Source organism: Aeromonas sp. FDAARGOS 1402, assembly GCF_019046925.1.
Classification (GTDB): domain Bacteria; phylum Pseudomonadota; class Gammaproteobacteria; order Enterobacterales; family Aeromonadaceae; genus Aeromonas; species Aeromonas caviae.
In genome coordinates, this window is sequence record NZ_CP077201.1 from 3,948,781 (window position 1) to 3,970,817 (window position 22,037).

Below are 22,037 nucleotides of genomic sequence, written 5' to 3' on the forward strand. Positions count from 1 at the left end.
TGGAATAAAGCCCTTATTTTCCCTTTCATGAAAACAGATGGCTCTCTTGGCACCCATTTCTACGACAGCTTCTGTCACAAAGTCCCTTGACAGGGACCATGGTGATGGAAAACCGAAGCCTCCCCCTCACCCCTTCGCAAGCTTAATATTGAATTTAAATTCAATATCAGCAGTTTATTCTCTCTCTGCATGCGGTGTATCTCTCCGCCGCCTCTCGCCCAGCCCTCCTCGCCAACATGATGAACATCGATTTTACCTATTTTCATCAAAAGAGAACGGGTGGAAATAACCCTCGGATGAGGTTCAATAATTCCACCTGGATCGCACTTTTGGCATCCCTCCCCCCCCTCAATTGATCTAGCGCAACTCCCACGGGGATAAATAATTATCCATTTTACCCATTTGGTATTATCCCCCCGAGCAATTGCATAAACACCGATTTATATGCAGCCATAACAATGGATCGGCCTGCCATGCCCGTCGATGATGAGCACAGATGTCCACACCAAGATGGAACGGTCAGGCCCGACATGGACTTTTATCTGGGAGTGATGACCGTGGGTTCATATGACAAGCTATTTCGACCAGGGCTGGCAGCCCTGCTGCTGACCGCCCTGCTGGGCGCTGGCAGTCTGGCACAGGCGGCCGACGAGGCACAAAGCAAGGGCAAGATCGAGGCGCGCAGCGAGCTGTTCGCCAAGGATCACACCGATCAGTTCACCAGCTGGAAAGGCACCAGCGAGAGCCGCGAGCGCACCGACGCCCTGGCGGAAGATCCGCAGATGGTGGTGCTCTGGGCCGGCTACCCCTTCTCCAAGGATTACAACAAGCCGCGCGGCCACTTCTATGCGCTGACCGACGTGCGGGAAACCCTGCGTACCGGCGCCCCCAAGACTGCCGAAGACGGTCCGCTGCCCATGGCCTGCTGGAGCTGCAAAGGCCCGGACGTGGCCCGCGTCATCGACGAGAAGGGTGAGGATGGCTACTTCAAGGGCATGTGGGCAAAAGGCGGACCGGAGATCGTCAACACCATCGGCTGCGCCGACTGCCACGACACCGCCTCGAAAGAGTTCAAGGAAGGGAAACCCGCCCTGCACCTCTCCCGTCCCTATGCCGACCGGGCCATGACCGCCATCGGCAAGCCGTTCAAGGAGCAGGGACGCTTCGATCAGCAGTCTCAGGTGTGCGGCCAGTGCCACGTGGAGTACTACTTCAGCGGCCCCACCAAGGCGGTGAAATTCCCCTGGGACAAGGGTACGACTGTTGAGCAGATGGAAGAGTATTACGACGAGATTGGCTTTGTCGACTGGACCCATGCCCTCTCCAAGACCCCCATGCTCAAAGCCCAGCATCCGGAGTACGAGACCTGGCGCGCCGGCATTCACGGCCAGAACAACGTCGCCTGCGTCGACTGCCACATGCCCAAGGTGCAGAACGAGCAAGGCAAGGTCTACACCGACCACAAGGTAGGCAACCCCTTCGATCGCTTCGACCAGACCTGCCGCAACTGCCACACCCAGAGCAAGGAGATGCTGCAAGGGGTGGTCAAGCAGCGCAAGGACGCCGTCACCGAAATCAAGCTCAAAGTCGAGAAGCAGCTGGTGCACGCCCACTTTGAAGCCAAGGCCGCCTGGGATGCCGGTGCCACCGAGGCCGAGATGAAGGACATTCTGCAGGATATCCGTCACGCCCAATGGCGCTGGGACTTCTCCATCGCCTCCCACGGGGTGCAGATGCACGCCCCGGAAGTGGCGCTGCGCATGCTGGGAACCGCCCTGGACAAGGCCGCCGACGCCCGCACCAAGCTGGCACGCCTGCTGGCCGCCAAGGGGATCAGCCACGAGATCGCCATTCCTGACATCTCCAGCAAGGAGAAGGCCCAGGCCGCTCTTGGGATGGACATGAAGCAGATGAACAGCGACAAGGCCCAGTTCCTCAAGACCACAGTCCCCGCCTGGGATGCCGAGGCCAAAGCGGCCGGACGGCTCGCACAATGACGAGGCATGCGGGCCCGCAGTGTCGGGCCCGCAGCCGGATGGAGACTTCCTATGGGTGATTTAACAATGGATTTCTTACGACTGATGCTGATGGCAGCCATGCTGCTGACCAGCCTGCAGGGCCAGGCGGCCGATGCGGCAACCGCCCCGGCACCGACTACACATGAAGTGGAATTTCTGCGCAGTGCCGACAAGGCCTGCACCGACTGCCACAAGGAGCAGGTCGAAGGCATGCACGGCAAGCACGGCCAGGCGACCAACCCCAACAACCTGGCGCCGGTAACCTGCACCAACTGCCACGGTCAACCCTCCCCCCAACACCGGGAAGGGGTCAAGGACGTGATGCGCTTTAGCGACAGCTTCAATGACAAACAGAGTACCGAGCGCTACCCCATCGCCGAGCAGAACGGGGTCTGCATGAGCTGTCACGAGCCCAAAGTGCTGCGCGAGGCGCTCTGGGCCCACGACGTGCACGCCACCAAGCTCACCTGCACCAGCTGCCACCAGCTGCACCCGGCCAAGGAGCCCATGGTGGCTATTCCGGAGAAGTCTCGCATCAAGCTCTGCGTCGACTGCCACAGCAAGCAGCATGAGGCCGTCAAGGCGGCCAAGGCGAACACCACCTCGGGCAAGGAGGTACCATGAGCTGCTCTCGCCGTCACTTCATGGCGGGGATGAGCGCGGGGGCCCTCATCATGATGACAGGGCCGACTCGCTCCCTTGCTACCCCCCTCGCCCACAGCCAGACCATCGACGGGGTCCGCTTTGGCATGCTCCACGACGAGACGGCCTGCATCGGCTGTACCGCCTGCATGGATGCCTGCCGGGAGGTGAATCAGGTGCCAGAGGGGGTCTCGCGCCTCGAGATCATCCGCTCCGGCCCCATCGGCACCTTCCCCGATGCCGAGTACCACTTCTTTCGCAAGTCCTGCCAGCACTGCGACAACGCCCCCTGCGTGCACGTCTGCCCCACCGGTGCCTCCCATATCCGCAAGGAGGATGGCATCGTCGACGTCAACCCGGATCTCTGCGTTGGCTGCATGTACTGTCTGGCTGCCTGCCCCTATCAGGTGCGCTTTATCAACCCTGTGACCAAGGTGGCCGACAAGTGCGACTTTTGCCGCAAGACCAACCTGGCGGCGGGCAAGGAGCCGGCGTGCGTGGAATCCTGCCCCACCAAGGCGCTGGTGTTCGGCAATCTGGATGACCCGGACAGCCCCATCGCCAAACGGCTGGTAAAGGAGACCACCTATCGCTACAAGCAGGCACTCGGCACTTCGCCCAAGATGTACCGCGTGCCCAAAGGGGAGATAAAGTCATGACGATGCAAGAGGCATTTCACTTCCCTTCCCTTGTGTGGGGATTTGTCCGATCGCCATCTACCGCAGTAACAGAAGGAGGAATGGATCATGTTGCATGATGCATTTCACTTCCCCTCGCTGGTGTGGGACTGGCCCATAGCCATCTACCTGTTCCTGCTCGGCATCTCCGCCGGGGCCACCACCCTCTCGGTGCTGCTGCGCCGCAAGGGAGCCGGCAGCGAGAGCGGCATCATCAAGGCGACTGCCATTCTGGCGCCGGTGAGCGTGGTGCTGGGGTTACTGATCCTCATCTTCCACCTGGCCCGCCCCTGGACCTTCTGGAAGCTGATGTTCCACTACCAGTTCGACTCCGTGATGTCGATGGGGGTCATGCTGTTCCAGGTCTACATGGCGGTGCTGTTTGCCTGGCTGGCGGTGGTGTTTCGGACCGAGATCGAGACCTTGCGCCGTCACCTGCTGCAAGAGAAGTTCGCCTTTGTGGATAATCTCATCGCTTGGCTTGCCCGCATCGAGCGGCTACTGGCGCCACTCTTGCTGCTGCTCGCCGTACTGTTGGGGGCCTACACCGGCTTTCTGCTGTCGGCGCTCAAGACCTATCCGCTCTTGAACAACCCGGTGCTGCCGGTGCTGTTCCTCATCTCCGGCGTCAGCTCCGGCATCGCTTCCACCATCTTGCTGGCGGTCACCCTGTTCAAGGAGAACCATCACAGCCAGGGGGTGAGCTTTGTCCACCGCTTCGAGCGGCCGGTGCTGGCGGTGGAGGTGTTGCTGCTGGTCTGTTTCTTTACCGGCCTCTACTTCGGTGGCGGCCAGAAGGAGGCAGCCATGTGGGCCGCCATCGGCAGCGGCTTCTGGGCTCAGGTGTTCTGGCTCGGGGTGGTGGGCATCGGCATGCTGCTGCCCCAGTTGCTGGCCCTGCTGGCCCCCGCGCCGCTGCGGGCCAGAAACGGCTATCTGGTGCTGGTCTGCAGCCTGACCCTGGTGGGGATCCTGCTGCTGCGCTACTTCGTGCTCTATGCCGGCCAGATGACGGTAGTTTAAAGGTATGATCACCAGCGCCAGCCACCCTCGGGTGACTGGCGCTTATTTGTTGCAATGAGTTGTTGCGATTGATTGTTGCCAGAAATGTGGATGTTATCCCCCAGCGCCGGTACGGTGCAGACGCTGCGGCATAACATAGACGAATGATTGACTGGAGGTTGTGTGCTGGCGGAGCTCGGCTATCTCTCACTGTTGCTGGCGACCGGGCTCGCCCTGCTGCAAGGGCTGCTGCCCTGGCTGGGGCTGCGGCTCGCCTCACGCCCGCTGCTGGGCTGCGCAAAGCCGCTGGCCATCCTGGTCGCGCTCTTGTTGGTGGCCGCCCTGCTGCTGCTCGCCAGCTGTTTTGGCCAGGATGACTTCACCCTGGTCTATGTGGCCCAGCACGCCAACAGCGCCCTGCCCCTTGGCTTCAAGCTGGCGGCCGTGTGGGGAGGCCACGAGGGCTCCATGCTCTTTTTCGTCTTTGCGCTGGGGCTGTGGGGCGCGCTGGTGGCCCTTTGCTCCAAACGGGTCGATCCGCTGATCACAACCCGGGTACTGGCCATCATGGGGCTGATCGTCGGGCTGTTCGGCCTCTATACCCTGATCTTCTCCAGCCCGTTTGACCGCCAGTTCCCGGGGCCGCTGGAGGGGCGCGATCTCAACCCCATGCTGCAGGACATCGGCCTCATCATCCACCCGCCCCTGCTCTATCTCGGTTATGTCGGTTTTGCGGTCAACTTCGCCTTCGCCATGGCGGCGCTGCACTCGGGTCGGCTCGATGGCGCCGTGGCCCACTGGAGCCGCCCCTGGGCGCTCGGCTCCTGGGTCTTTCTCACCGCCGGCATCGTGCTGGGCTCCTGGTGGGCCTATTACGAGCTCGGCTGGGGCGGCTGGTGGTTCTGGGATCCGGTGGAAAATGCCTCCCTCTTGCCCTGGCTGCTCGGCACCGCCCTGCTGCACGCCCTGGTGGTGTGCGAGAAGCGCGGCGCTTACGGCCACGCCGTGTTGCTGCTCTCCATCTTTACCTTTTCGCTGAGCCTGCTCGGTACCTTCGTGGTGCGCTCCGGGGTGCTCACCTCGGTACACGCCTTTGCGGTGGACCCCAGCCGCGGCCTCACCCTCTTGTTGCTGCTCGGTTTGCTATTGACCTGCGCCCTCACCCTTTTTGCCCTGCGGGCGGACATTCGCGCTCCCTATGCCCGCTTTGGCTTGCTGTCAAAAGAGGGGCTGCTCGGCGCCGCCATCCTGCTGCTTTGCGTGGCCTGCGCCAGCGTGCTGCTCGGCACCTTCTACCCCATGGTGTTCCAGTCGCTCCATCTGGGCTCGCTCTCGGTGGGCGCCCCCTATTTCAATACCATCTTCGTGCCGCTGGCCCTCTGCCTGATGGGGCTGATGACCCAGCTGCCGCGCCTGCGCTGGCAACATCTGGCAGCCCAGCGCCGCATCACGGTGCTGCTCCCATGCCTGTTCGGCCTGCTGGGGGGCACCTTGCTGAGCCTCGCCTATCCCGAACCGCTGCGGGCAAGCTGGCTGGGGCTTGCGGCCAACGTGCTGAGCCTCTGGCTGATGGCCAGCCTGCTGCTCCCGCTCTTGCAACCGATCGCCCTGCGCGAGCTCACCCTCAATCGGTTCGGCAGCCTGCTGGCCCACCTCGGGGTGGCAGTGTGCGCCCTCGGCATTGCGCAGGTGAGTCACCACAGTCAGGAGGGGGGCGCGGTACTCGCCGCAGGCCAACCCTATCGGCTCGGCGCCTTCGCGTTTCGCTACGAGGGGAGCGAGCCGCTCATCGGCCCCAACTACACCGCCGAGCGCATCACGCTTAGCGTGCACAAGGACGGTAAAGAGGTTGCGCGGCTGACCCCGGAGCGGCGTCACTACAGCGTGCGCACCATGAACATGAACGAACCCGGGATCAAATGGGGAATGCTCGGCGATCTCTACGTGGTGCTTGGCGAGAAGATGGGACCCGGCGCCTATGCCATGCGGCTGCACCATAAGCCGCTGGTGCGCTGGATCTGGCTCGGCGGCCTGTTGATGATGACGGGCGGCGCCCTGCGCCTGCTCGCCCGCCGACCGCTGCTGGCTAGCCATCCTGCGTCAGCGACCGCCCCCTACCCTCGGCTTGAACAGGAGTCCTTATGAACGCCCGTTTGCGCCTGTTCGTGCCGCTCGTGCTCACCCTGGGGCTCGGCGCCCTGCTCTGGCTCGGCCTTGGCAACAACCCCTACAGCCAGGATGAGGCCGTCGCAGGGCGCACTCTGCCAGCCTGGCAGAGTGACGATCTGTTTGGCGGCGTCCCCATCCACACCGCGGCGCTCAAGGGGGAGCCCTTCGTGCTCAACGTCTGGGCCAGCTGGTGCCCCAACTGCCGCACCGAACATCCGCTGCTGGGTGATCTGGCCAGCGCCGTGCCCCTCTATGGCCTCAACTACCGGGACAAGGGGGATGCCGCCCGCGCCTGGCTCACCGAGGCGGGCAACCCCTATCGCGCCGTGCTGGCCGACCCCGACGGCCGACTCGCGCTGGAGCTCGGCGTCTACGGCACGCCGGAAACCTATCTCTTCGCCAGTGACGGCACTCTGCTGACCCGCCACACGGGTGAGCTCACCCGGGAAGTCTGGCAACGCCAGTTTGCCCCCCAGCTTGCAAAGGCCCGCAGCAACATCGCTAGCCAGCCCGAAGTGGAAAGAGAAGCGGAGAGAGAAGTAGAGAGACAAGTGCAGGAGAGCAAGCCATGAGCCGCCTCGGCCACGCCCTGATAGCGCCACTCTTGCTGGCCTTGAGCCTCGGGGCCCTTGCCAGCGGGGTCGACACCTATGAGTTTCGCCACCCCGAGCGGCAGACCCGCGCTCAGGAGCTGGCCCGCGCCCTGCGCTGCCCCCAGTGTCAGAACCAGAACCTGGTGGAGTCCAACTCCCCCATCGCCCGGGATCTGCGGCTCGAGGTCTACCGCTGGGTGGACGAGGGGCAGTCTGATGAGCAGGTGATCGCCCGCATGACGGAGCGCTTCGGCGATTTCGTGCGCTACGATCCCCCCTTCAAGCGCAGCACGGCGCTGCTGTGGGGCGGCCCCGCCCTCTTGCTGTTGCTGGCCCTCAATCGCCTGCGCAGGAGCCTGCATCGCCGGCAACCGGCGCGGGTGCCGCTTGTCGGCGACAGAGCCGAGGGGGTGCTCGCCCACGACCCCAGGGCCGAACTGAACCGGCTGATCATGGCCGAGCAGCAGGCGGGGCTTGCCCCCCACAGCCGCCTCTACCGGGAGCTGGAGCTGGCCCGCCTCGCCAACGCCACCCCAACCGCCGAGCAGGCCCTGCGCGAGCGGCTGGCCAAGGACCGCACCGCCCGTCCGCTGCCCTGGCTGCGCTCCTGGATGCTGTTTGGGGCCTTGCTGCTGGCGCTGATGGCCGGTATTTATGCCGGCACCGGCCGCTATCAGGCGTGGCAGGCGTATCAGGCGCGCCCCGATCCGCTGGCGGGATTGAGCCCGCGGGATCTGCAGGACAAGGAGCTGGGCGCCCTGCACCAGCGTCTGCAAGCCAACCCCGCCGATCTCGACGGCTGGGCGGCGCTCGGCCAGCTCTATCTCTATCGGGACGAGTACGACAATGCCCTGCTCGCCTACCAGCGCCTCGCCCTGCAAGAAGGGGGCGCCAGCGCGGCGACCCAGGCCGCCCAGGCCACCGTGCTCTACTACCAGGCGGGCCAGCAGCTCACCCCGGAGGCGCAGCGTCTGCTTGATAGCGCGCTCAAGCAGGACAAGGGTGAGGTGAGCGCCCTGATGCTGCTCGCCTCCGATCACTTCCTGCACGGCCGCTACTCCCAGGCCATCGCCCTCTGGCAGCAGTTGCTGGACGAGGAGCGCCCACGCATCAACCGGGTCGCGCTGATCAAGGCCATTCAGACCGCGCGAATGATGGGAGGATGACGCGGGGCAAAACGGCGATAATGCAGCGGACCATCTTCCCTGCCGGGCGCCGTTTTTATCGCCATGGTCGCCATTAACGACCCCTTCATCATCCCAAGGCGCCGAAAGGTGCAAAAAGAGTCGTCATCCCGCCCCTCGCCAGCATATAGTGCGCCCCCGTAGTGGCGTGTCTGCCATGGCCTGGCAGGCCTCTATGACTCCCTTTTGCGGGCCCAATAGCCCCGATGCGGGGGATTTCAAGGTGCGCTGGCCCATAAAATGGAAATATCCGGCCACCAGACGTTGTGAAGCGTCAATTCCCGTCATATAACTTAGCCAAATGTCCCTGTGAGTCGTAGTAGAGTCAAATCATGAACCTTCGTCCTTTTCTTCCCTTGCTGCTCGGCGCCTTCCTCCTTCCCGCCAGCATGGAAAGCGCCCATGCCAACCCGTTTTCTGCGACCTCTTCTTCCACCAACAGCCTGCTCGAACCCCGCAGCAACCTGCCGCTGAGATCCGATGCCTACGTGGTCGTCAACCCGAAAACCGGCGAGACACTGGCAGAGCGCAACGCCAACCGGGTGATGTCCATCGCCTCCATCACCAAGCTGATGACAGCGCTGGTGGTACTGGATGGCAATCAGCGCCTCAACGAGACCCTCACCGTCACCATGGATGACGTGGACAGACTCAAGGGCACGGGGTCGCGCCTCGCGGTGGGCTCACGTCTGAGTCGCGCCGACATGCTGCACATCGCACTGATGTCCTCTGAAAACCGCGCCGCCTCCGCCTTGGGACGGCACTACCCGGGTGGCCGCAAGGCCTTTATCGAGGCAATGAATGCCAAGGCCCGCATGCTCGGCATGTGGAGCACTCATTTCGCCGACAGCACCGGGCTCAACCCCCGCAACGTCTCCACCGCACACGATCTCGCCAAACTGGCTGCTGCCGCATCCACCTACCCGCTGATCCGCCAGTACACCGCCTCCGAGCAGCGTCTGGTACGCAACGGCAAGCGCCAGCTGCACTACCTCAACTCCAACCGCCTGGTACGGGAAGGAAGCTGGCCCATTCTGGTCTCCAAGACCGGCTACATCCGCGAGGCGGGGCGCTGCCTGGTGATGGGAACCCGGGTCAACAACGAGCCCGTGGTCATGGTGCTGCTTCACGCCAACACCACGGATGAACGGGTCGCCGATGCCAGAAAGATCAAGAGCTGGCTGGAAACCTCGGGCCGCATGACCCTGACGGCGCAGTCCACTCCCCAGCCCAGGCTCTTCAGCAGCCAGTAACGGCTACGAGAACAAAGGCCCCCGAACCGGCAGGTGCGGGGGCCTTTTTCATGAGTGGCAATCACCCCCTATTGCCTCTTTCTGCTCTCCCCCAGTGATCCCGACCGTATGGTGCTTCGTTAAGGAGGCAGAGAGAAACCAAGGGCATCAACAGGGCCGCCACATGCACCTCAAACCCCATCTACCCGAGAAGATCTGTCCCGTCTGCCAACGTCCTTTTGCCTGGCGGCGCAAGTGGGCCCGCTGCTGGCAGGAAGTGCGCTATTGCAGCGAACGCTGCCGTCGTCGGAAGGAGCACCCCTGATGGAGCTGCGCCTCATTCTCGGGGATCAACTGAACGCAGGTCACAGCTGGTTTCGCACGCAGGATCCCGCTGTCTGCTACCTGATGGCGGAGCTGCGCCAGGAGACGGACTACTGCCGCCACCATCGCCAGAAGGTGCTCGCCTTCTTTGCCGCCATGCGCGCCTTCGCCGCCGCCCTCACCAAGGCGGGCCACCGGGTCTGCTACCTGACTCTCGATGAGAGCGCCCCCTGGCCCGATTTGCCGAGCTTGCTGGCGGCCCAGCTAGAAGCGCATCAGGCCGAGCACTTCGCCTGGCAGAGCCCGGACGAGTGGCGCCTTGCAAGCCAGCTGACCCAGTGGGCCTCAGGCCTTGCCATCCCGACCGCTGAGGTGGACAGCGAACATTTTCTCACCCCCCGCGATGGCTGGCGACGCTACCCCCACAGCCGGATGGAGTTCTTCTACCGCGCCCTGCGAAAGCAGTACCGGGTGTTGCTCGATGAGCGCGGCCAACCGCTTGGGGGGCGCTGGAACTTCGATGCCGAGAATCGCGCCAAATTGCCGGCGAGCCAACCCATCCCGGCGCCCCTCACCTTTGCCAACGAGGTGAGCGACATAGATGCCATGCTGACCCGCCACGGCGTCGCCACCATTGGCAGTGCCGATGCCGACGCCCTGCCCTGGCCCGTCACCCGGCGCCAGAGCCGCGCACTGCTTGAACACTTCCTTGCACACTGCCTGCCCCACTTCGGTCGCTATCAGGACGCCCTGAGCGAGCGGGGCTGGAGCCTGTTCCACAGCCGCTTGTCGTTTTCCATGAACAGCAAGATGCTCCATCCCCTCGAGGTGATCCGCGCTGCGCAAGCTCACTGGCAGGCCAATCAGGCCACCATTTCCCTGGCGCAGGTGGAGGGGTTCATCCGCCAGATCCTCGGCTGGCGCGAGTTTGTCCGCGCCCTCTACTGGGAAAAGATGCCCGAGTATCGGCGCACCAACTTTCTCGGGGCCGAACGACCCCTGCCCTGTTTTTTCTGGAATGGAGAAACCAGCATGGCCTGCGTGCGTCACGCCATTCGACAATCTCTGGAGCACGCCTATGCCCACCATATCCAGCGGCTGATGGTGACCGGCAACTTCGCCTTGCTGGCGGGGCTCCACCCTGACGAGGTGGATGCCTGGTATCTGGGCATCTATGTGGACGCCATCGAGTGGGTGGAGCTGCCCAACACCCGCGGCATGAGCCAGTTTGCCGATGGCGGTCTGATGGGCAGCAAGCCCTACGCCAGCAGCGGCGCCTATCTCGAGCGGATGGGCCACTACTGCAAGGGGTGTCACTATCAGGTGAAGGCCCGCAGCGGGCCGGACAGCTGCCCCTTCAACAGCCTCTATTGGCACTTTCTCTGGCGCAACCGGGACAAACTTGGCAACAACCCTCGCCTCGCCCTGCCCTATGCCAACTGGGATGGCCAAACCACAGAACAGCAGCAAGCCATCCTGACGACGGCAGAGCATCATCTGCTCCATCTGGAGCGGCTCTGAATCGACCGGATTTCATGCCAGAAAGTGAGCAAATGACAACATTGAGAGCCAGTTAACAAAATGTGAATAGCGATAACCACCAATGACATCGACACCAGTTGAATATCCTGTGGCGGCTGATTAAGGTGGAGACCCCAGTCAAGGAGAGACAAGATGGACATAGTGGTACTCGGTGGTGGCGTGGTCGGTGTGACCAGCGCCTGGTATCTGGCCAAGGCCGGTCACAAAGTGACCCTGCTGGAGCGGCGTGACGGGGTGGCCCTTGAAACCAGCCATGCCAACGCGGGTCAGATCTCCCCGGGTTATGCTTCCCCCTGGGCTGCCCCCGGCATTCCCCTCAAGGCCGCCAAATGGCTGCTGCAAAAGCACGCCCCCTTCACGGTGCGACCCACCTCGGACCCCTTCCAGCTGCGCTGGATGCTGAAGATGTTCGCCAACTGCACGCCGGCGGCCTATGCGGTCAACAAGGGGCGCATGGTACGGCTGGCCGAGTACAGCCGCGACTGCATGAAGCAATTGCGGGGCGAGCTCGCACTCGACTACGAAGGGCGCCAGCTCGGCACCCTGCAACTGTTTCGCAGTCAGGCCCAGCTCGATGCCAGCCAGCGCGACATCGCCGTGCTCGAGGAGTACGGCGTCCCCTATCAGTCTCTGAATGCCGACGGCTGCGAGGAGGTCGAGCCCGCCCTGGCACGGGTGCGTGGCAAGGTGGTGGGGGGCCTGCGCCTGCCGGGGGACGAGACGGGGGATTGCTTCCGCTTCACCCAAGCCCTGGCGGACGAGGCCCGCAAGCTCGGGGTGAGCTTCGTCTTCAACTGCGCCATCGACGAGGTCGAGATCGCGAAGGGACGCGCCGTAGCGGTCCGTGCCGGCGAGCAGCACTTCCAGGCCGACGCCATCGTCTGTGCCCTCGGCAGTTATGGCACCGGCTTCCTGCGCCCCCTCGGAATTGAGCTCCCCGTCTACCCGGTCAAGGGGTACTCCCTCACCCTGCCGATGACGGATGCCGAGGGTGCCCCGCGCAGCACCGTGCTGGACGAAACCTACAAGGTCGCCATTACCCGCTTCGACGAACGGATCCGGGTGGGCGGCATGGCCGAACTCTCGGGCTTCAACCTGGCGCTCAACCCCAGACGCCACGATACCCTGGCCATGGTGGTGAGGGATCTCTTCCCCCAGGGGGGAAATCTGGAGCAGGCCACCTTCTGGACCGGGCTGCGCCCCATGACGCCGGACGGCACGCCCCTGGTGGGCCCAAGTCCCATTCCCGGGCTCTGGCTCAATACCGGCCACGGCACCCTGGGCTGGACCATGGCGGCAGGATCGGGCCAGTTGCTCAGCGATCTCATCTCGGGCAATACCCCGGATATCAGCGACGAGGGGCTCACTCTGGCCCGCTACGGCTAGGCATTGGCCACCCGTCTGTGCAAGTCTGCGAAAGAAAGAGGGCGTGCCTGGCACGCCCTCTTTTTTCTTGCCCCCCTGGCTACGACGACACCGGGGTCGCCTCCTCGCTCGTCAGTCCGGGTTTCAGGGCCAGCGTGAAGAGCGCCGCCACCATGTCGGACTGGGTGATGATGCCCACCAGCTGTTCCCCTTCCACCACCGGCATGTGGTGCAGTCCCCCGTCGGAGAAGGCCTCCACCAGGTCGTAGAGAGGCTGGTAGCGCCGCGCCGTCTGTACCTCCCGGGTCATCAGATCCGCCACCTGCTGCTGCTCAAGGGTCTCCTTCGCCCTCGGCTGGCGACCCGCCCGGTCGATCATCAGGTCGTGCAGGGTGATGATGCCGACCAGCCTCTCCCCCTCATCCACCACCGGCAGCGCCTTGATCTGGTGGTGGGAGAGCAGATGCCACGCTTCCATGGCGAGCGCCTGTGGCGTCGTCACGACGAGATCCCGCGACATCACATCCTGGCAACGCACCGTCCCCACTCGCCCCCGCAGGGCGTGAAGCTGGGCATCCTGTAGCAGCTCCTGCAGATCCTGGCGGCTGATGTCCAGCAGTTCCCCGTGTTTTTCCAGGGCAAAGTCGATGTCCTGGGTGGCGAGCCGGGCGCTCGGCTGGGGATCCGCCGTCTGGTGGCGATTGGGCGCCGCCTTGCCGCCATGGGGATAACGACGCCCCAGGGCGCGGTTGTAGAGCAAGCCCAGACTCAGCAGCAACAGGGAGTTGAGCAGCACCGGCAGCAGCACGTAGCCGACCCCGAGCGCCCGGATCCCCTCGCCGCCGATGACGGCGGTCAGGGCCACGGCGCCGCCGGGCGGGTGCAGGCTGCGGGTGAGGAACATGGCGGCGATGGCCAGCATCACCGCCAGGGCCGAGGCGATAGCCATGTCCGGCACCAGGCTCGCACTCAATACCCCCATCAGGGCCGACACCCCGTTGCCCACAAGGATGGACCAGGGCTGGGCCAGGGGGCTGGCCGGGGCGGCAAACAGCAGCACGGCGGAGGCCCCCATGGGGGCGATGAGCCAGTGCACCTCGAGCCCCAGCCCCCAGCGGCACAGCAAGGCGGTGCCGAGCAAGCCGATGAGGGCGCCAAGGGCGCCGTAACAACTCTCTTTGACGCTGGTATTGGTCGATACCGGCAAAAAATCCCTGAACTGCATGGTGCTCCCGCGGACGATAACATTTATTTCAAATGCGCAATTCTAGCCACTTTCCCCCGTCCCGCACCAGCACCCCGCTCCGCCATGGCCATCATCCGCACGCTTTTTCCCTTCTTAACATTGTCTTAAGAGTCCGCTGGCACCCTTTACGCCATCCCAACACTGGAGCCCAACGGTATGACTCACCTCAACGATGCCCTGCGCCGCTTCGACGGCCAACGCCGGGTCTGGACGGCGGGACTGGAGCGAACCCTGCTCGGCTGGCTTGCCAGTCGCAGCGCATTGCCGCCCTCTTCGCAGGCACCCCGCCGGATCCTGGTCATTCGCAGCACCAACCGCATCGGCAACAACCTCTTCCTGCTGCCCTTCCTGCACCAGCTTCATCGCGCCCATCCCCACGCCGAGCTGGAGCTGGTGTGCAGCCCCACCACCCTGCTCCCCTTCCTGGCCGATCTGCCCCTGCGGCGCATTCATCAGATCCGGTTGCAGGGCAGACACCTGCCGGGCGCTCTCTCGGCACTCTCGCGTCTGCGCCGCCAGCACTACGACAGGGTCTACGTCCCCTTCGCCTCCAGTACGGATCACTTCATCGCCGCCTGGGTACAGGCCAGTGAGAAATGCGGCTTCGACGATGGCCATGGGGATCTCATCTTCCAGCGTCCGCGGGCTGCGGACAGTGAGTGCCACTACGCCCACCAGCCCCTGCAACTGCTCGGCATACCGGGCAATCCGGCCGACCCCATCCCCCTTGGCAGCCTGTTGCAGGGGCCAAGCCCGGCCTTGAGTGCGCTGCGACGAGCCCATCCTGGCCGTCCCCTGATCGGCTTTTTCACCGGCGCCCGCAAGGGCAAGGGGCTCTCCCAGCCCCAGTGGCAGCGGTTGCTTGGGGATCTGCGCCGTCACAGCCCGGATGCCCTGCTGATCCAGCTCGCGGATCCCGCCGCCCCCGAGCACCTGCTCGGGGACGTGCACGTTTCCCTTGGCAACATGGGGGAGCTGGCCCGCTTCACGGGCGGCCTCTCCCTCTTCGTCAGCGCCGACACCGGTCCCCTGCACCTGGCTGCCGCCAGCGGTGTGCCCTGTCTTGGCCTCTTTACCCAGACCGACCCCGCCCGCTACGGGTGCCTGGGCGCCCAGCACCTCAATCTGGTGATCGAGGATCGCAATGCCATCCCCCTCGACCAACAGTGGCTGACCGAGGCGCTCGCAAGCGCCCCTCACCCGGTGACGATGTCGGTTTCCCCCACCCGCTACCTGCCCGCAACCCGGCCCGCCCTGCTCCCCCTCTAGGGAGCGGCCATGCAAAAAAGAGGGAAGGCTGTCGCCTTCCCTCTCTCGTCTTGGTGACACTCACCGGGCGCTCGTCCGGGTGAATGGAAGCCCTCAGGCCAGCTCGGCGCGCAGCGCCCGGGTGGCATCGACCATCACCTTCAGGGCAGCGGTGGTCTCTTCCCAGCCGCGGGTTTTGAGGCCGCAGTCCGGGTTCACCCAGAGCCGGTCTGCCGGGATTTGTTGCGCAGCCTTGCGGATGAGGTCTTCAATCCAGCCCTGGCTCGGTACGTTCGGCGAGTGGATGTCGTAGACGCCCGGGCCGATCTCGTTGGGGTAGTTGAAGCGCTCGAACGCTTCGAGCAACTGCATCTGGCTGCGGCTCGTCTCGATGGTGATCACATCCGCGTCCAGCGCCGCCACCGCCTCGATGATGAGGTTGAAGTCGCTGTAACACATGTGGGTATGGATCTGGGTGCTGTCCACCACCGGGCTTGCACTCAGGCGGAAGGCGCGCACCGCCCAGTCCAGATAGGCCTGGTGATCCTGCTTGCGCAGGGGCAGCCCTTCGCGGATCGCCGGCTCGTCGATCTGGATGATCTTGATGCCGGCGGCTTCCAAGTCAGCCACCTCGTCGCGAATGGCCAGGCCAATCTGCAGGGCGGACTGCTCGCGGCTCACGTCTTCCCGCGGGAAGGACCAGCAGAGAATGGTCACGGGGCCGGTCAGCATGCCCTTCACCGGCTTGTCGGTCAGGCTCTGGGCAAACTTCGTCCACTCAAGGGTCATGGGGGTCGGACGGTCGATGTCACGGGTGATCACCGGCGGCTTCACGCAGCGGGAGCCATAGCTCTGTACCCAGCCAAAGCGGGTGATGGCAAAGCCGTCCAGCAGCTCCCCGAAATACTCCACCATGTCGTTGCGCTCCGCTTCACCGTGCACCAGCACGTCGAGCCCGATGGCCTCCTGGCGCTCGATGGCGTCCTTGATCTGGGCCTGGATGCCCGCCTCGTAGGCCTGGTCATCGATGCGCCCGGCACGCCAATCCTGACGCAGCACCCGGATTTCAGAGGTCTGCGGGAAGGAGCCGATGGTGGTGGTGGGCAGGAGCGGCAGCTTCAGATCCGAGCGCTGCGCGTCGGCACGCACCGGGTAGGCGCTCTGGCGATCGAAGTCACTGTTGGTCAGGCTGGCGAGTCGTGACTGCACCGCCTTCTTGTGAACCCGGCTGTCGGACTCCCGATCCACGATGGGCTGGCTGTAAGCCTCGATCTTGTCCAGGGCGCCACCGTCCAGGTAGTCGGACAGCAGCCCCAGCTCATAGCACTTTTGCAGGGCGAAGGCGAACCAGCTGCGGGTCTGGGGATCCAGCTCGTGCTCCAGGGTCAAATCCACCGGGCTGTGCAGCAAGGAACAGGAGGAGGCCACCCAGAGGCGCTCGCCAAGCTTTTCTTTCAAGGCCTTGAGGGTCGGCGCCAGCTTGGCCAGGTTGGCACGCCAGACGTTGCGGCCGTTGATGACACCCGCCGAGAGTACCCACTGGGCCGGCAGGTGCGGGACCAGGGTCTCGAGCTGCTCGGGGGCCGCCACCAGATCCAGGTGCAGGCCGTCCACCTTCAGACTGGTGATGATGTCCCGCTGATGGGCCACGGACCCGAAGTAGGTGGTGAGCAGCAGCTTGCAGGGGCCGCTCAGGCGCTCATATGCCTTGAGGTAGGCCAGGCGCCACTCGTCCGGCAGGTCCAGCGCCAGGGCCGGCTCGTCGATTTGCACCCACTCCACCCCCTGGGCCGCCAGTTTGGCCAGGATCTCCTGGTAGACGATCAGCAGGCGATCCAGCAGTTCGAGGCGGGAGAAGCCGCTCTCTTTCTCCTTGCCAAGCCACAGGTAGGAGACAGGGCCCAGCAACACCGCCTTGACCGGCAGCCCAAGGGCCTTGGCCTCTTCCACCTCGTCAAAGAGCTGGCTCCAGCCCAGCTTGAAGCGCTGGTCACGGTAAAATTCCGGCACCAGGTAGTGGTAGTTGGTGTTGAACCACTTGGTCATCTCGGCAGCGGCCGCCGCCGGGCCGGTCGGCGCACGGCCACGGGCCACCCGGAACAGGGTGTCGAGGTCGGTGTCGCCGTGGCGGTGACGGGCAGGCACGGCGTCCACCAGCAGGCTGGTACCCAGCACCTGATCGTACCAGGCAAAATCCCCCACCGGCAGCAGGTTGACCCCGGCGGTACGCTGGGCCTGCCAGTGGCGCTCACGCAGGCTCTTGCCCACGGCGACCAGCTCGGCCTGGGTGGTTTCGCCACGCCAGTAAGATTCGAGGGCAAATTTCAGTTCGCGCTTGGCGCCGATACGGGGAAAGCCCAGGGTGTGTGCGCAGGTCATAGGTTCCATTCCTTATGCTCGTTTATCTGATGAGGATCTGGATTGTTTGGCCATCCAGATGTTTACACATCCAAAATGACAAGATAAGGTGGCCTTGGCTATTGAATCCTCTTCAACTGGCTCTCAAGAATTTCTCAACTGACGCACAAAGGAGCAGTGCCATGGTCGCGCCCACCCCATCCAGCCCCCCTCAGAGCAGCAATCTGGGCATCGATCTCAAACACCTGAAGACCATCAGCGCCCTGGCCGAGCAAGGGTCTCTGGCCGGGGCCGCGCTCACCCTCAACCTCACCCAGTCCGCCCTCTCCCACCAGCTCAAGGAGCTGGAGACCCGCCTCAATCTGGAGCTGTTTCTTCGAAAAAGCCGCCCTCTGGTGCTGACGGCGGCAGGCCAGCATCTGCTGGCCCTGGCCCGCCAGGTGCTGCCAGCCCTGGCCCAGACCGAGCGCCAGCTGGTCGCCCTGCACAGCGGCGAGGCGGGCAGGCTGCATCTGGCCCTCGATTGCCACAGCTGCATCCAGTGGCTGCTCCCGCTGTTGCCGGACTTTCGCCGCCAGTGGCCCGGCGTGGATCTGGAGGTGGAGTCGGTGCCGGGTTTCGATGCCATCAGTGCCCTGCTCGGCGGCCAGCTCGACCTGCTGCTCACCTCGGATGTGCAGGCCCGCGGGGATCTTCACTTCGAGCCGCTGTTCGCCTTCGATCTCACCCTGGTGATGGCGCCGGATCACCCCCTCTGCCAGCAGCGGCGCATCGCACCAGACGATCTGCGACCGGAGGTGCTGCTGGTCTACCCGGTGGAGCGGGCGCGCATGGACGTGTTCAGCCGTTTCCTGCAACCGGCCGGGGTGGAGCCCGCCCGCTGCAAGCCGGTGGACAACACCTCTGTCATGCTGCAGATGGCCGCCGCCGGGCTCGGACTCGCCGCCCTGCCCCGCTGGGCCAGCGAGGAGTTCGTGCGCCAGGGCCTGCTTGAGGCGCGCCCTCTCGGGGAGGGCATTCGCCGCCACATGTATGGCGCCGTGCGCGCCGCCGACAAAGATCAGGCCTGCCTGCAGAGCCTGTTCGAGCGCATCCGCACCCGGATGGCGGCCCAGTAAGCCGGACACAAAAAAGCCGCCAGGATCAGGCGGCTTTCATCACGGGTTGCCCGCGCAGACGAAGAGTCGGGTATCAGCATTCATCACCCCTCGCCCCACCCTGCCTTCGCGGGCAGTTGCCACAAAGCTCCCCATCCCGGCGCTTGTAGTGCAGGCAGCAGCGCTGGCGCACATAGCCCGGGAAGGCCTCGCCCCGGGGCAGCCCCGCCTCGCGCCAACCCGTCAGATGTGCCGACGGCAGGCCACAGGATTCAAGCCAGAGGGGGGCATGGGCCCTCACCTCCTCCCGACTCACCTCCCCGAAGAAATCGGGCACCCGCACCAGGGCCGCCAGCAGATCGTCCGCCAGGAGCGGGCGCACGAAACCGGGGCGCAGCCGCTGCGCCGTCCCAAGGAGGGTGAACAGCCCCTGCCAGTGCGCCTGGAGTCGCTCCCCGGCCGTTTTGATCAACACGCCGGCCTCCCCTCTGATCATGGGCTCGGCCGGCAGGGTAAAGCCCGATACCACGCCGGCCTCATGCCCCTGTCCCAGCCTGTCGAGGGCTGGCACGGCCTGATGGCGGTAGACGGCCACCATGGCGAGATAGATGGATTGCCAGCAGAGCATGCCCCAGCTGCGGGTGAGCCAGTAGGCGGGCCCCGCCTCCGGGTGTGCCTGCTGCCAGTGCGCATGGAGGGCTGCGGCCACCTCGGCCGACGTCGCCCCGGCGGCATCCGTCAGTGGCGGGCGCACGTTACCGGCCGCCACCAGGTTCCCCTTGAGGGACGGGATCAGGCTGGCCGCCGCCGCGAACAGGGCCTGGTGATCCGAGACGAGGGCGCGTTCCGCGTCCGCTTTCTCCCGGCCAAGGCCGCGCGGCACACCGCGCCCCCTCTCCTCGCCCATTCGTTGAAAGGGCCCCGGGCGCGTGCCGGGGCGCAAGGTCAGAATGCGTATTTGAGTCGCGCCTCCACGCTTCGTTCAGCCCCGAACCAGCAGTTGTTCTGGTCGTAGCAGGAGTAGTAGGTCTTGTTGAACAGGTTGCTGGCGCCAAGCGATACCCCCATCCCCTTCAGGCTTGCGCTGAGGGCGGCGAGATCGTAGGAGGCGGACATGTCCATCAGGAGGTAGTCCGGTACCTTGTCGGTGTTGGCGGCATCCATCTCGGCCTCCCCCACGTAGCGCAGGCCGGCGCCCACCCGCATCCCCTCGAGGTTGCCGCCGGGGTAGTAGTTGCTCCACAGCGACGCCATCTGTCTGGGGACCCAGACCGGCGTCTTGCCCTGCAGCGTGGTGGTGTCGCGCGTGATCTCCATGTCCATCAGGGTGTAATTGAGGGCCAGATCCAGCTGGCTGGTGAGATCGGCTCTCCCCTCAAGCTCGATGCCCCTGGAGACCGTCTCCCCGGTCTGCAGCTTGGGCCCGTAGACATTGTCCGGGTCCGTCACCAGGGCATTCTTCTTGGTGATGTGGAACGCCGACAGGGTCGCCGTCTTGCTCATGTCGTCGGAGAGGAACTTGACGCCCCCTTCCCACTGATGACCGGTTGCCGGTTTGAACGCCTGGCCCTGCTTGTCCGCCCCCGGCACCGGCTCGAAACTCTCGGCATAGCTCGCATAGGGGGAGAAGCCGCCATCCAGCTCATAGAGGGCGCCGACGCGGAAGGAGAGGTTGTCCTGATCGATGTGGGCCAGGGACTGGCTGTCCGCCCCCTGATAGAGGGTCCGGCTGTCGGTGTCCATCCGGTAGCGGTCGTAGCGGGCGCCGCCGATGGCCACCAGCCGATCGAGGCGCACCTGATCCTGCAGATAGACGCCGGTCTGGGACTGACGGATCACCTTTTTATCCTGGTAGTTGAAAGTGAGTGCCTCTGGGACTATCTGGCTATGGTTCGGGTTGAAAATGTCGATGCTGGGCGCCGAGTAGTCGAGGGTATCCCGGTAGAGGATATGGGCATCCAGGTACTGGTAATCGACCCCGAGCAGCAGGTTGTGCTGGGCAGAGCCCGTCTGTACCTTGCCCGCCAGCTGGTTGTCGATGACAACGCCGCGAGAGTCTTCATCGGTGAGATAGGCGTTGCGGGCCAGGGTGCGGTTGTCCGCCGCCAGGGCCGCGTTGTAGGTGTTGCGCTGATAGGCAGACGCATCCATGTAGCGGGCATTTTGCAGCACCTGCCAGCGCTCGTTGAAGTCGTGGCTGAGCTTGTAGCCCAGCAGGGTCACATCCCGGTTGTACTCGTTCCAGTTCTCGTCGCCAAGGAAGGTGTCGCTGCCAAGCTGCCCCAGGGGATTGGACTTGGCCGAGCCGCTGGCGGGCACAGTGGTGTAGATGCCAGCCTCGGGATCCTTCTGGTAGTAAAGGTTGAGGTTCAGCAGGGTGCGCTCGCCGAGCTGCCAGTCCAGGGACGGCGCAAAGACGTAGCGCTCCTCCTTCGAGGTCACCGCCTGGCCATCCTTCTCCCGGGCCAGTCCCACCAGCCGATAGGCAAGCTGCTCGTTGATGGCACCGGTGCTGTCGAGGGTCATCTCCTTGAGGGTGCCCGTGCCGGTCGCCACGCTCACGTTGTGCTTGCTCTCCCGCTGGGGGCGCTTGGCGATGAGGTTGACCATGCCGCCGGGGGGCATGCTGCCATAGAGCACCGATGTCGGCCCCTTGAACACCTCCAGCTGCTCGATGGCCACCGGATCTATCTGGGGTTGCAGGTTCCAGTCGTTGTACTGGAGCAGCAGGCCGTCATAGAAGTTCTGGTAGTTGTCAAAGCCACGGATGTTGAACAGATCCAGCCGGTTGACCGCCCCGCCCCGCAGCTCGGTGTTGACGCCGGGCACGTAGCGCAGCGCCTCGCTCACCGAACTGACACCGCGCAGCGACAGGGTCTCCCCATCCACCACCGAGATGGCCTGGGGCGTCTCGATGGGGTCGAGCCGGGTCTTGGTCGCGGTGTTGCGATAGGTCTGGCCGAGCACGGTCAGGGTCTCGTCGGCGGCGGCCGTATCCTGGCTGTCGGACGCGGCGGCCTGTACAGAGCCTGCAAGCAGGGTGGAGATGGTCACGGCGACCAGGGTCAAAGGGGGGTGAACAAGCTGCATCTGATCCTCGATTACTTACTGCATGTGAATAGTAACAAATATCATTTGCATTTTATTGTTCTATTTTGCCCCGATATTAACAATTTGGGGCATGTTGGCGGGGAAGCGGGAAAAGCGAGGGTGGCAGGCACGCCATCTCCTATCGGAGGCAAGATGGCAACGCCGTCGAAGCTCTCAGGGAGGGCTCATCATGGCCGCCTGATGAAGGTCACCGCCTTCACTTTCACAGCCAACTAGCAAGTAACCATCA

At 64.3% G+C, this 22,037-nt stretch carries 18 protein-coding genes; 14 read left to right on the forward strand and 4 right to left on the reverse strand.

The annotated features are described in order from the left end of the window. The first annotated feature begins 551 nt into the window (after positions 1–551). The 11 genes from nrfA (at position 552) to I6L32_RS18575 (ending at position 12,769) form a co-directional block, all read left to right on the forward strand. The gene (gene nrfA, locus I6L32_RS18525; RefSeq protein ID WP_216945226.1) at positions 552–1,997 is read left to right on the forward strand and encodes an ammonia-forming nitrite reductase cytochrome c552 subunit; all 1,446 of its coding nucleotides are present in this window, start codon (positions 552–554) and stop codon (positions 1,995–1,997) included. A 51-nt stretch (positions 1,998–2,048) separates the two neighbouring features. Beyond that, complete coding sequence (gene nrfB, locus I6L32_RS18530) at positions 2,049–2,642, forward strand: cytochrome c nitrite reductase pentaheme subunit (protein ID WP_041211523.1); 594 nt, start codon at positions 2,049–2,051, stop codon at positions 2,640–2,642. Next, positions 2,639–3,319: a 4Fe-4S dicluster domain-containing protein gene (locus tag I6L32_RS18535; protein ID WP_039041283.1), complete on the forward strand. Its 681-nt coding sequence runs from the start codon at positions 2,639–2,641 to the stop codon at positions 3,317–3,319. Before nrfB ends, I6L32_RS18535 begins: the two co-directional genes overlap by 4 nt. An 87-nt stretch (positions 3,320–3,406) precedes the next feature. Continuing rightward, a complete protein-coding gene (nrfD, locus tag I6L32_RS18540) occupies positions 3,407–4,360 on the forward strand; it encodes a cytochrome c nitrite reductase subunit NrfD (RefSeq protein ID WP_201935968.1) in 954 nt (317 codons plus the stop codon). A 162-nt stretch (positions 4,361–4,522) separates the two neighbouring features. After that, the gene (gene nrfE, locus I6L32_RS18545; protein ID WP_053288409.1) at positions 4,523–6,484 is read left to right on the forward strand and encodes a heme lyase NrfEFG subunit NrfE; all 1,962 of its coding nucleotides are present in this window, start codon (positions 4,523–4,525) and stop codon (positions 6,482–6,484) included. Continuing rightward, on the forward strand, positions 6,481–7,080 hold the full coding sequence (locus tag I6L32_RS18550; RefSeq protein WP_104452990.1) for a DsbE family thiol:disulfide interchange protein: 600 nt from the start codon (positions 6,481–6,483) through the stop codon (positions 7,078–7,080). Before nrfE ends, I6L32_RS18550 begins: the two co-directional genes overlap by 4 nt. After that, entirely contained in the window at positions 7,077–8,267 is a 1,191-nt protein-coding gene (gene nrfF / locus I6L32_RS18555) for a heme lyase NrfEFG subunit NrfF (RefSeq protein ID WP_104452991.1), read from the forward strand. Before I6L32_RS18550 ends, nrfF begins: the two co-directional genes overlap by 4 nt. Before the next feature lie 350 nt (positions 8,268–8,617). Continuing rightward, complete coding sequence (locus tag I6L32_RS18560; RefSeq protein ID WP_029314613.1) at positions 8,618–9,538, forward strand: serine hydrolase; 921 nt, start codon at positions 8,618–8,620, stop codon at positions 9,536–9,538. 163 nt (positions 9,539–9,701) lie between these two features. Beyond that, on the forward strand, positions 9,702–9,842 hold the full coding sequence (locus I6L32_RS18565) for a DUF2256 domain-containing protein (protein ID WP_080944260.1): 141 nt from the start codon (positions 9,702–9,704) through the stop codon (positions 9,840–9,842). Further along, positions 9,842–11,362, forward strand: a complete 1,521-nt coding sequence (locus I6L32_RS18570; protein WP_216944323.1) for a cryptochrome/photolyase family protein — start codon at positions 9,842–9,844, stop codon at positions 11,360–11,362. Before I6L32_RS18565 ends, I6L32_RS18570 begins: the two co-directional genes overlap by 1 nt. A gap of 153 nt (positions 11,363–11,515) precedes the next feature. After that, on the forward strand, positions 11,516–12,769 hold the full coding sequence (locus tag I6L32_RS18575) for a D-amino acid dehydrogenase (RefSeq protein ID WP_216944324.1): 1,254 nt from the start codon (positions 11,516–11,518) through the stop codon (positions 12,767–12,769). A 79-nt stretch (positions 12,770–12,848) separates the two neighbouring features. Here I6L32_RS18575 and I6L32_RS18580 read toward each other — a convergent pair whose 3' ends face one another. Next, positions 12,849–13,973: an HPP family protein gene (locus I6L32_RS18580; protein WP_216944325.1), complete on the reverse strand. Its 1,125-nt coding sequence runs from the start codon at positions 13,971–13,973 to the stop codon at positions 12,849–12,851. Between the two features lie 177 nt (positions 13,974–14,150). Between I6L32_RS18580 and I6L32_RS18585 the strand changes: the two genes are divergently transcribed. Beyond that, a complete protein-coding gene (locus I6L32_RS18585) occupies positions 14,151–15,263 on the forward strand; it encodes a glycosyltransferase family 9 protein (protein WP_216944326.1) in 1,113 nt (370 codons plus the stop codon). Positions 15,264–15,356: 93 nt separating this feature from the next. Here I6L32_RS18585 and metE read toward each other — a convergent pair whose 3' ends face one another. Further along, positions 15,357–17,621: a 5-methyltetrahydropteroyltriglutamate--homocysteine S-methyltransferase gene (gene metE / locus I6L32_RS18590; RefSeq protein WP_160839232.1), complete on the reverse strand. Its 2,265-nt coding sequence runs from the start codon at positions 17,619–17,621 to the stop codon at positions 15,357–15,359. Between the two features lie 161 nt (positions 17,622–17,782). Between metE and I6L32_RS18595 the strand changes: the two genes are divergently transcribed. After that, complete coding sequence (locus tag I6L32_RS18595) at positions 17,783–18,718, forward strand: LysR substrate-binding domain-containing protein (RefSeq protein ID WP_039041273.1); 936 nt, start codon at positions 17,783–17,785, stop codon at positions 18,716–18,718. Positions 18,719–18,791: 73 nt separating this feature from the next. Here I6L32_RS18595 and I6L32_RS18600 read toward each other — a convergent pair whose 3' ends face one another. Both I6L32_RS18600 and I6L32_RS18605 read right to left on the reverse strand, forming a co-directional pair. Continuing rightward, on the reverse strand, positions 18,792–19,604 hold the full coding sequence (locus tag I6L32_RS18600) for a siderophore ferric iron reductase (RefSeq protein ID WP_216944327.1): 813 nt from the start codon (positions 19,602–19,604) through the stop codon (positions 18,792–18,794). Between the two features lie 38 nt (positions 19,605–19,642). Further along, a complete protein-coding gene (locus I6L32_RS18605) occupies positions 19,643–21,787 on the reverse strand; it encodes a TonB-dependent siderophore receptor (protein WP_216944328.1) in 2,145 nt (714 codons plus the stop codon). On the opposite strand from I6L32_RS18605, the gene I6L32_RS18610 reads away from it, so the two are divergent. Further along, positions 21,773–22,024, forward strand: a complete 252-nt coding sequence (locus I6L32_RS18610; protein WP_167826347.1) for a hypothetical protein — start codon at positions 21,773–21,775, stop codon at positions 22,022–22,024. The two genes, I6L32_RS18605 and I6L32_RS18610, sit on opposite strands and share 15 nt — an antisense overlap. Positions 22,025–22,037: the final 13 nt, after the last annotated feature.

Excerpts from the sequence above, each read along its gene's own strand:
- nrfA (WP_216945226.1), top strand. The coding sequence starts at position 552 with ATGACCGTGGGTTCATATGACAAGCTATTTCGACCAGGGCTGGCAGCC.
- nrfB (WP_041211523.1), top strand. The coding sequence starts at position 2,049 with ATGGGTGATTTAACAATGGATTTCTTACGACTGATGCTGATGGCAGCC.
- I6L32_RS18535 (WP_039041283.1), top strand. The coding sequence starts at position 2,639 with ATGAGCTGCTCTCGCCGTCACTTCATGGCGGGGATGAGCGCGGGGGCC.
- nrfD (WP_201935968.1), top strand. The coding sequence starts at position 3,407 with ATGTTGCATGATGCATTTCACTTCCCCTCGCTGGTGTGGGACTGGCCC.
- I6L32_RS18550 (WP_104452990.1), top strand. The coding sequence starts at position 6,481 with ATGAACGCCCGTTTGCGCCTGTTCGTGCCGCTCGTGCTCACCCTGGGG.
- nrfF (WP_104452991.1), top strand. The coding sequence starts at position 7,077 with ATGAGCCGCCTCGGCCACGCCCTGATAGCGCCACTCTTGCTGGCCTTG.
- I6L32_RS18560 (WP_029314613.1), top strand. The coding sequence starts at position 8,618 with ATGAACCTTCGTCCTTTTCTTCCCTTGCTGCTCGGCGCCTTCCTCCTT.
- I6L32_RS18565 (WP_080944260.1), top strand. The coding sequence starts at position 9,702 with ATGCACCTCAAACCCCATCTACCCGAGAAGATCTGTCCCGTCTGCCAA.
- I6L32_RS18570 (WP_216944323.1), top strand. The coding sequence starts at position 9,842 with ATGGAGCTGCGCCTCATTCTCGGGGATCAACTGAACGCAGGTCACAGC.
- I6L32_RS18575 (WP_216944324.1), top strand. The coding sequence starts at position 11,516 with ATGGACATAGTGGTACTCGGTGGTGGCGTGGTCGGTGTGACCAGCGCC.
- I6L32_RS18580 (WP_216944325.1), bottom strand. The coding sequence starts at position 13,973 with ATGCAGTTCAGGGATTTTTTGCCGGTATCGACCAATACCAGCGTCAAA.
- I6L32_RS18585 (WP_216944326.1), top strand. The coding sequence starts at position 14,151 with ATGACTCACCTCAACGATGCCCTGCGCCGCTTCGACGGCCAACGCCGG.
- metE (WP_160839232.1), bottom strand. The coding sequence starts at position 17,621 with ATGACCTGCGCACACACCCTGGGCTTTCCCCGTATCGGCGCCAAGCGC.
- I6L32_RS18595 (WP_039041273.1), top strand. The coding sequence starts at position 17,783 with ATGGTCGCGCCCACCCCATCCAGCCCCCCTCAGAGCAGCAATCTGGGC.
- I6L32_RS18600 (WP_216944327.1), bottom strand. The coding sequence starts at position 19,604 with ATGGGCGAGGAGAGGGGGCGCGGTGTGCCGCGCGGCCTTGGCCGGGAG.
- I6L32_RS18605 (WP_216944328.1), bottom strand. The coding sequence starts at position 21,787 with ATGCAGCTTGTTCACCCCCCTTTGACCCTGGTCGCCGTGACCATCTCC.